At 32.9% G+C, this 9122-nt stretch carries 7 protein-coding genes; all 7 read right to left on the bottom strand.

Annotation, left to right across the window (positions count from 1 at the left end; translation table 11 throughout):
- Positions 1-133 precede the first annotated feature (133 nt).
- The 7 genes from BLP55_RS15620 to BLP55_RS15585 all read right to left on the bottom strand — a co-directional run bounded on the left by BLP55_RS15620 (position 134) and on the right by BLP55_RS15585 (position 8941).
- The gene (locus tag BLP55_RS15620) at positions 134-805 is read right to left on the bottom strand and encodes an endonuclease/exonuclease/phosphatase family protein (protein WP_091146953.1); all 672 of its coding nucleotides are present in this window, start codon (positions 803-805) and stop codon (positions 134-136) included.
- 763 nt (positions 806-1568) lie between these two features.
- Positions 1569-2459, bottom strand: a complete 891-nt coding sequence (locus tag BLP55_RS15610; protein ID WP_139149753.1) for a hypothetical protein — start codon at positions 2457-2459, stop codon at positions 1569-1571.
- 545 nt (positions 2460-3004) lie between these two features.
- Positions 3005-4021 carry a DUF2971 domain-containing protein gene (locus BLP55_RS15605; RefSeq protein ID WP_091146942.1) on the bottom strand — a complete coding sequence of 339 codons (1017 nt, stop codon included), beginning with the start codon at positions 4019-4021 and terminating at the stop codon, positions 3005-3007.
- A 176-nt stretch (positions 4022-4197) separates the two neighbouring features.
- On the bottom strand, positions 4198-4653 hold the full coding sequence (locus BLP55_RS15600; protein WP_139149751.1) for a hypothetical protein: 456 nt from the start codon (positions 4651-4653) through the stop codon (positions 4198-4200).
- Positions 4654-4850: 197 nt separating this feature from the next.
- Positions 4851-6314, bottom strand: a complete 1464-nt coding sequence (locus tag BLP55_RS15595; RefSeq protein WP_139149749.1) for a DUF3644 domain-containing protein — start codon at positions 6312-6314, stop codon at positions 4851-4853.
- Between the two features lie 144 nt (positions 6315-6458).
- Positions 6459-6962 carry a hypothetical protein gene (locus tag BLP55_RS15590; RefSeq protein ID WP_091146932.1) on the bottom strand — a complete coding sequence of 168 codons (504 nt, stop codon included), beginning with the start codon at positions 6960-6962 and terminating at the stop codon, positions 6459-6461.
- Positions 6963-7285: 323 nt separating this feature from the next.
- Positions 7286-8941, bottom strand: a complete 1656-nt coding sequence (locus BLP55_RS15585) for a hypothetical protein (RefSeq protein ID WP_091146928.1) — start codon at positions 8939-8941, stop codon at positions 7286-7288.
- Positions 8942-9122: the final 181 nt, after the last annotated feature.

Genomic DNA, 9122 nt, shown 5'->3' with positions numbered 1-9122 from the left:
TAACGTTAGGCCGCTTCACGCCGTTGCCAATCAAAGCGGACTGAGTTCTCTCTGCCGAAGATAATGTTTCTTCGTGAAACCACAACTTCCGGCTACCGAAAACCTGGCAATGGCTTGAAACGGCGGTTGGCCGTCAGTGCATTTCCACAATTACAAGGTTATGATCTGAAATTTGAGGTTGAATATTAATCATTTCTTGTGTTACTTTCTTGGTGTTTAAAATTTCTTCGCTGGTGACGACGTGTATCGCTGAATTTTCATTTCCGCTTGTAATGTTTCTCAGTGAATTTGATTTGAAAAAATCACTCATATCATAAATTACATTTTTGCTCGGATATGGAAAACCCGAGAAAGAAATATTTAAGTCACCAGAATAAATTAAATTATGGTTTCTCGCTAGAATTTCGATTTCGGATTTTTGATTTCGCAAGTCATTTTTAAAAAACTCGTCTTTACCACCGAAACTTCCGATAATACTTCCATACAAAAGCAATTCTCCAATCTCTGAATTTACTTGACAACAGATTGCAGTGTAAGAATCGTAAGTTTCAATTACTCTTTCTATTGGAAATTTGCTAAATATTGTTATCCTGTTTTCTCCAGTTTTGTAACGCTGGTTCTCATGAATTTCTGGAAGCTCTTCACTTTTATGACAAAAATATTCAGAGAAATTAATTGAAGAATTTGTCTCGGTTAAGAAAATAATATCAGGGCTAATCTTTTCAATCAAATCAACAATGAAAGTATTTTTGATTGATTTAGGATTATTGTTAGGTCGTTCTAAATTCCAACTTACGATTTTCATTCAGGTTCCATTTTCTCGGCATTGCGGCCAACGTTTCGCGCAGTTACGCAGGAGCGGAAAAGCGGACTGAGTACTCTCTGCCAAGATAAGACTTTCTTCGTGAAAAACGAACGTTCAACCTACCGAAATCCAGCTCTTGCTTAACTGCGCTGTTGTGTGTCAGTTTTATATTGGAATGCCTTATCTAATTAAAATTTGGGGCGCAACCAAGATTGTCATTATATGGCTGAATATGTTTCCAAAATGCCTTTCCAGCGCTATCTAAATAATCAAGAGAATAATTAAACTTTGTATTGTAGCCGACTTGATATATGTATTCGGAACAATCGTAAGAATATTTCCTTTTAAAGCAAACAATGGCAAAGTAATGAGTTTTGTAATCAATTACAACATCGTAAAATGTAACTTTTTGGATTGCGTCGCTAGTGTAACTCGAATAAGTTGATCCATAACTTTTGGATTTCACATATTCCATGAGCTCCTCGCAGCTTTGAGAATTTACATTTATAGATAAAAGCAAAATAAAAATGAGTAAAATTGATTTCATATTTTTATTTGAGTTTAGATTAGTTCAGATTGTATTTTAGTTCGTTGTTACGACTAACGTCCCATAAAATTGCACACAACGTTAGGCCGCTTCACGACGTTGCGGATCAAAGCGGGCTGAGTTCTCTCTGCCGAAGATAATCTTTCTTCGTGAGACCGCAACTTCCGGCTACCAAAATCTCCGCAATGGCTTGAAACGGCGGTTGGGCGCTTTACCTTAGACTTCGTGTAATAAACTTAAAAAATAATTTCTTTTCTCTACTATTTCAGAGGTGTGTTTTGGAAAGAAATCTAAAATTTCAAAACATGTGTAATGGCCATGAAAAATATAATACATTGCCCAAAGCATATTATTCAAATTTGTATTAGTTTCTCCTTTCATAGCACTAAAAGTTAGATTATTAAAATGTTCAACTAGAGAAAAGTTTGCATATAGCTTGTAAGCATCAAAGGCAAAAGTGTTTTTCTTGTCCTTAAAGTATTCGGCCATTTTCCATGGACTGATTGAATTTGAGTTTTTTAGGATAAATTTATTTCGAGATTCATCAAATGAGTAATTTTCAGGAAAAATATTTTTTGCGACGAATTCCCTAAATGGTTCTCTGTATTTATCTTCAATATTGTCACAATATCTATATGTCTCAATTGCTGAAATATTGTTTATTTTCTTTGAAGCTTCATTAAATTTATCATTACCTAAATCATGCTGAGATTTTAGATATTCTAAGGTGATAAAGTCAAGAGTTAGAGCTCTCAAAATTAATATGTAGTTAAATTCGATTGGTTTATAGAATTTATATTCTTTAATTAAAGTAGTGACGCAAATGAGACCAGAATAGTATCTTTGAAGATTTAAAATAGCGATGTTTCTTAATCGATCGTTTTCTTTTGCGAAATGAATATTGATTATTTTTAATAATTCATCGGCATGTATTTTATAGTCTTCTAATGAGACTCGTATTTTTTCTAAAATTATTTGTTTTACGATATCGTCCATAGGTATTGCGCCCAACGTTTCGCCGGTAAGCGAAGTTGCCGACCCAAGCGAACTGAGTTCTCTCTGCCGAAGATAATGTTTCTTCGTGAAACCACAACTTCCGGCTACCAAAAACTCGGCAATTTTGCTTACCGGCTGTTACAAGGGGCGCCAGTCAAAGTAAATCGACCCAGCTCGGATTTTTTATTTTAGAATATTTATTCTTGTTTTGGAGAATTTTCCTGGAAGGCGACAAAGAAATTCCACAAAGTTACCACAACGAAACTCCACGAGGATTTTCGGTAAAGAACTTCGCCAAAGATTGGCTGGAAAATTTACTCGTTTGCAGCGAACTCTCTGATTTGGATTTCAGCGCAAAGAGAATCATATGAAAACCAGACAAAGCTTGGCCACAAAGTTTTAGGTACTAAAAGTATATTTCAAAATTCAGCGCAAAATAAATCATATGAAAATTAGCGACAAAGATTGGTCGGAGAAGTTCAACACGGCGATTTTCCGGGATTCCTCGGCGCTCTCTTGTAACGTTTCGCGCAGTTACGCAGGAGCGGAAAAGCGAACTGAGTTCTCTCTGCCAAGATAAAACATTCTTCGTGAAAAACGAACGTTCAACTTACCGAAATCCAGCTCTTGCTTAACTGCGCTGTTGTAGGCAGTTGCTATAAATCATGATAGTCATTAATTTTTATCTCAAATTTATTGTCAGCAAAATTGGATGTTGCCCAAGGAATAAAATCATCTTTTTGGCCTTCGATGTAATAAGAAATAAAAATCCTAGTTGCTGTTTGAAATATTATATTCTTTACGGTATTTGCTAGCCAAAAAATCTCATCATTATTGATAATTGATTCTAATCTAATTTCAATTTCTCCAAGTAAGTTTAGTTTAAAAAACTTCTGTTTGGTAATCTCAAATTTTATTGGCTTATGTTTCGTTATTGAATTTGGAATTTGTGTTAAATAAGTTTTTTCATCGCCATTATGATCTATGATTTCTTTAGCCGTAAAATTGTAAGTTTTATCTAGCCGTTCAATTTGAAAATATTTTATACCGCGACCTTTTAATCTATTTATTAATTCAGTTTTTTCTTCTTGAATCATCCTTAAGCCAAAGTAAATAGATTTTACTGCGTTATAATTGTAAAACTGATTTCCGTAATCATCGTGTACAATTCTAAATTCTTTTTCATACTTCCATCGTTTCGATTTTACGCCAGCGATTTTACGGATAATGTTGTTTTTATTTGGAAGCATATCTAAGATATCTATTTCCGGTGGTATTTTTTTGTACTTGATTTTGAAAGGAAATGGATTTTCATATTCAAGACTTTTAAGAAGTTCTTCTTTGTTGTATTCAATACAAAAGCCTTTATGAGAATTCCCATAATGCGCCCAAAGCAATTCATTCAGATATGTCTTTGATAAAGAATATATTCCCATTCGTTTATTATGGGAAAGTAAATTCTTAAGACTAGATTCAACAATATTTTTACTTTCATTATCACCGTTTCTAAGTATGGAATTTATAAAGGCTAGCTGTTCTAGGAACAAATCATGACCGACTGCATTTTCGGTTGCATCATTTAATTGATCGAAATTTGAAGCCCAATAATAATTGTTTTCTAACGAAAGTAAATCACGTTCAAAATTTCCTCCTCTATATTTATAAACTAACATAATCAAGTTCTTATTAAGTGCAGTTTTTCGGCAATTGCCTACAACGTTTCGCCTATTTGCGCAGGAGCGGAAATAGGAGCAGAGTTCTCTCTGCTAAGATAGAACTTTCTTGGTTTGATAAATGTTTCAACTTACTAAAAACCAGCTCTTGCGTAAAAAGGCTGTTGGTGGCCGTTTCATTTTATGCTGAGATCTTTATAAAGTAATTCTATAAAACTTTTTGCTTTGTTTGACATCTCTAAATAAGAGGTTTCAATCCCAGGGAAATTCTCTTGTATATTTCGTGAAAGTTCAGCATTCGCTAAACCGCTTAACTCATTTATTAAATTTTCTAATCGATCACGACCGGCTTGAGATAGAAAAATCGAATTTTCGTCTAAAGCAAGCGCAAGGCTTTGGCGGCACAGATAAATTGAAGACTCGTTTGCTGAATATGGAGAAAGTTCATTGCCTTCAAATTCTGCGACTTTTCCTAAACAATGGCGTTTCAATTTCGTAAGTGCTGTTGAAACTTCTTTAAATGCTGCAATTTTATTTATTTGGAGCAACTCAAATTTTCTGATTCTTAAAGTCAAGTATGACGTAAGTGCGGAAGCCAATATTGCGGCTAGAATTGGGATTACTATATTCATATGAATGTCATCAATTTTCGCTCTTTTAAGTTCGAGTCTTCGGAAATGGCCACCAACGTTAGGCCGCTTCACGACGTTGCCGACAAAGCGGACTGAGTTCTCTCTGCCAAGATAGAACTTTCTTCGTGAAAACGAACGTTCAACTTACCTAAATCTCGGCAATGTCGATGAAACGGCGGTTAGCTGAAGTTGCTGATCTAGAATTGTTTAATAAATTCATTTGCAAGTTCGGTATTTGCAACCATTTGATCGCCATATGCTAAGAAATCTAGTTCTCTAAGAATTGCTTTTTGATCTGCTTCCTCATTAAAAATTTTAAAGCATTCTCTAGATAAAGTAGACTTAGAAAGTTTAGGATCTTTAATATATTCAGAGAAGGTTTTCGACAACATGACTTTCCCTGAACTAGATTTTAAACATTTTAATACTGGGTCGGTCTGTTTACTTTTGATTAGTTCGCTAAGGCTGTATACATAATTTGGTTTTTGGACTTGGTCTTTAAATTTTTCCGCAAATTTTGTTTGAAGTTTTTTGGAAGCGCTATCTCCAAGTAAAATGGAAATTCTATTTAAACTCATAATTTTATTGGCTTTTCCTTGGTCATATACCTGTAACAATATCTCGGCAGCATTTTTTCCAGGTAATTTTGTAAACCAATATAAAAACGGTGCATTAAAATCTAACAATGCCGTTTTAGCTAATAGTTCATACACTTCGATATTGAAACTTACGTGTTGACGTTCAGAATAAATTCGGTAATATAATTGTGATCCGAGAACAAACTTTGAATTGTTTTTAGCCAGTATTTTGTTTGCGTCAACAATATTGTTTATTTCATCAAATATTCCATCTTGTAGTTCTTCATAAATCAAAGTTCCTTGAGCTTGTGATTTATCTCTAGTCAAATTGACGGCGTCGCCAGATTTCGAAGCAACAACATTTTTAGACTCTTTGATTGTGGTTACAACTAATTCGTTTTTTTTAGTATTGTCTATTCCAGCAATTAAGTCTGCATTTGTAATTCTGGTTACATTTGTCAAATTCATTTTAAAATCAGAAAAAATAGTTTCGTCTATTTGGTCATCATTTAAACGACGAGAAGCATTTACGATACTTTGCAAAAATTCTTTTAGTTCCGATGAGGCTTTTGAATTAACTGAATTAGTAGAAATGTAATCGATCGGTGAAATGGGACGCTTAAATCCTATTGGCAATAGAATAAGATTTGCTTCCTCACTTAAATCAAATTTAAAATGAGTCTTTATGAATTTAGAATAAAATATAATTGATTTGCTGATTAAGGAAAAAAGTATTGGATTTAATTCTTCAAGATAAAAATGCGCGACTTGATTTCTGTATTCATATAAAACATTGAGATTTTCACATATTGGAATAAAATCTTTTCCGAGTTTGTCGACGGTGATATTTAGACAATTTTCAAATTGCTTTGTAGTGCCATCTTTGTGAAACAATTTTACTGATTTATGATATTTATAGAGGTATGCTTTTAAAACTAATTCCCATGAATTCAAAACTAAAAGCACAACTGTTTCATATCGATATGCGATGATAGGTTTATTGTGAACTTCAATAGCGGAAAACATTCCTGCAATCGAGTTCTTCAATAAATTTTTTGCAATTGGGGAACGTCTTTTTCTCATGTTTGTAATCCAATTTCAGCTAACGTTTCGCGCAGTTACGCAGGAGCGGGAAAGCGGACTGAGTACTCTCTGCCAAGATAAGACTTTCTTCGTGAAAACCGAACGTTCAACCTAGGAAAAACCAGCTCTTGCTTAACTGCGCTGTTAGCTGGCGTTGCTATTGGTTATTCTTCTCATTTTAAGTCTTCCGCCTAAATACTGAAAGGAAGAAAACAAGATTGGAAATATAAATTTTTGAAACAGGTCAAAACTTAAAGAATATTTTTCATCACTGTCGAGGATGAAATTTGTTGGTGATTTCGCAACGATAAAGAATTCGTATAAAAACCAAATGTCACCTTCGCCTGATTTGTAGTTTGTTGATTTTGGTGCCACAGCAAAGCAAATCATCCAAAATAAAATTCCAATAAAAGCAACTGAATAATATTTATACCATACTTCTTTGTTTTTTGTAGAAACATAACCGTTCAGCACATATGCGCATAGAAATATTATCAGTAAAACAATCCAAATTATATTTATTAGAGTAAAATTACATGCGACCATATTACTACATCTCTCATTCAAAACTTCAATTATACCTGCCATCGCCAATATACTGATGATAGAAATAATGAAATGTCCAAATAATAATTTCGTGTATATCATGGTTTTTCTGCAATGTCAGCTAACGTTTCGCCGGTAAGCGAAGTTGCCGACCAGGCGAACTGAGTTCTCTCTGACGAATATAATGTTTCTTCGTGAAACCGCAACTTCCGGTTACCGAAAACTCAGCGATCGCGTAAATGCGCTGTTAAGTAATCGGCGCGAACGATTGATTTTTTTTTTTTGTTGCAATGTCGGTAAGCGAAGTTGCCGACCAGAGCGAACTGAGTTCTCTCTGCCAAGATAGAACTTTCTTCGTGAAACCACAACTTCCGGCTACCAAAGATTCGGCAATTTTGCTTACCGGCTGTTGTACGCAGTTTTATTTACAATTTGACAAATTTCATATTCCCAGAACAATTTATTTCAGAACCATAAGTTCCATAGCCTCCACTTTCATAAGTAAATGTACCATAGTAATAGTTCTCAGCTTGATTATAACTAACTGAATTGAAAATCAATGTATCAGGATAGATGCCACCTCCGCACATTCCATATATTTTTAGTGTAACCATATTATTTTTGTACATAAGCCAAGAACCAGCTGTATTATAGCAGCCAGAAATTGAATTTAACGAAAAATAATCATCCCCATTAGATTGAAAATGAGAACCAATTTCAATCTCATAATTATTCATTTGTTGACAATTATTAGTCACAATTTGTATCTTCCATGTTCCTGAAAAATTAGGAGTACAAGAATTAACTTGATTATCATTTTTTGAAAAGCAAACTTCGATTTCACGGTCATATTGAATCCAATCTGTTAAATGTGCAGAACCATTGTATGCACTTTCTAACTTTGAAAATAGTTCTAATTTTTTCATTATTGATAAAAAAGGTGTTCCTTTAACATTATAGTTAGTACCACATCTGTTAATTACTCCAATGATATCAACGTATTTAATTATCGAAAATAAAAGAAATTGTTTTGTAAATTGATATCCATCAATCTGATGATTTGCATATTTCTGAAGAACATTATCATTGAATTGAGCGAAATTTAACATTAGCGAAGTTATTTCAGAAATACAAACACCATTTCTCAGTCTAACTATTGCTTTTAATTTAGTAGAAAAAAGACCAATAGCATTTGCAAGTAATATTCTTAAATTTTCATCTCTTGCAACTATATTCTCTTTAGAGTTATCAAAAGACAATCCCGATTTCGCAATTAATTTATAGTTACCATTGTTTGAGGGTGTTGTAAAAGATGTTGTAGAATATTCTCCAGATGTATTAAAGATATTTTGAGAGATGAGATCAATAGTAGATTGAAATTTTTCTATACCATCCAAAAGTTCATGTTTTATATAAGTATTATTGGAATCATATAAACCAATTCCATAAGCAGTACTACTTTTTTCATTTTTGATTGTAATTTTTGGATTATCTACATCAAAATGTAAAGGATCTTTATATTCAGTAAATCTTGAAAAAATGTCTACTTGTATTGTTGCCACTTTATTAATAATTTCAGTTGCAGATAAAGGGTCTAAATTTCCTGAAATAATACTGCTTTCAACTAAGTTCTTAAAAGTATTAAATTCAGGAAGATTTTTAATTTTGGATATTGCATCTTCTTTTCCTTCAACAGATAAATCCATTGTCCAAGGATGTAGCATTATCAAAGCAATTGCAGTAGTTTCCGAATTTAATGTTAAATTTTCCGTATTATTTGGATTGAAATAACCTAAAAGAACGATGTTTCCTGCACTATTTGTTGCAAAAGTAAGTTCAGTTGCATGATCATCAAAAGTTTCTACAGTAGCAACAGAATTGTTTACATTTGCATCTTCTGTTAATATTGTTGAAACTGTTAAATCATTTGGATTTATAGTTGAACCATTTGGAAGAACAAGACTTATTTTAATCTGTTTAAGATTAATTTCTTCATCTTGGTTTATATTTTCATCATCATTTTCACAGGAAATTAAAAAAAGAAAAATTACACAAGTCCAAAATAAAAATTTAGTTTTCATAGTTTTATGTTTTTGTTTATTAAAGTCAAAAATACAAATTTTGGGAATTTCTGTCAATACCGATTTCGGGTAATATTTAACGGGGTGCGTGGATTCAAGACCTTAATGCAACAAAGGTCATTTAATAAAAATCTAAATTAGTTTAATTTTTTTATTCTCGATCTTTTTTCTTTCGCGTTTC

It is taken from the genome of Flavobacterium caeni (assembly GCF_900101895.1).
GTDB lineage: Bacteria > Bacteroidota > Bacteroidia > Flavobacteriales > Flavobacteriaceae > Flavobacterium > Flavobacterium caeni.
The sequence above is the reverse complement of the archived record's forward strand: the minus strand, read 5'-3'. Positions and strand labels throughout refer to the sequence as shown.

Bases quoted from the DNA above. Each gene is read 5' to 3' on its own strand.
- BLP55_RS15600 (WP_139149751.1), bottom strand. From the start codon at position 4,653: ATGAATATAGTAATCCCAATTCTAGCCGCAATATTGGCTTCCGCACTT.
- BLP55_RS15605 (WP_091146942.1), bottom strand. From the start codon at position 4,021: ATGTTAGTTTATAAATATAGAGGAGGAAATTTTGAACGTGATTTACTT.
- BLP55_RS15595 (WP_139149749.1), bottom strand. From the start codon at position 6,314: ATGAGAAAAAGACGTTCCCCAATTGCAAAAAATTTATTGAAGAACTCG.
- BLP55_RS15590 (WP_091146932.1), bottom strand. From the start codon at position 6,962: ATGATATACACGAAATTATTATTTGGACATTTCATTATTTCTATCATC.
- BLP55_RS15585 (WP_091146928.1), bottom strand. From the start codon at position 8,941: ATGAAAACTAAATTTTTATTTTGGACTTGTGTAATTTTTCTTTTTTTA.
- BLP55_RS15620 (WP_091146953.1), bottom strand. From the start codon at position 805: ATGAAAATCGTAAGTTGGAATTTAGAACGACCTAACAATAATCCTAAA.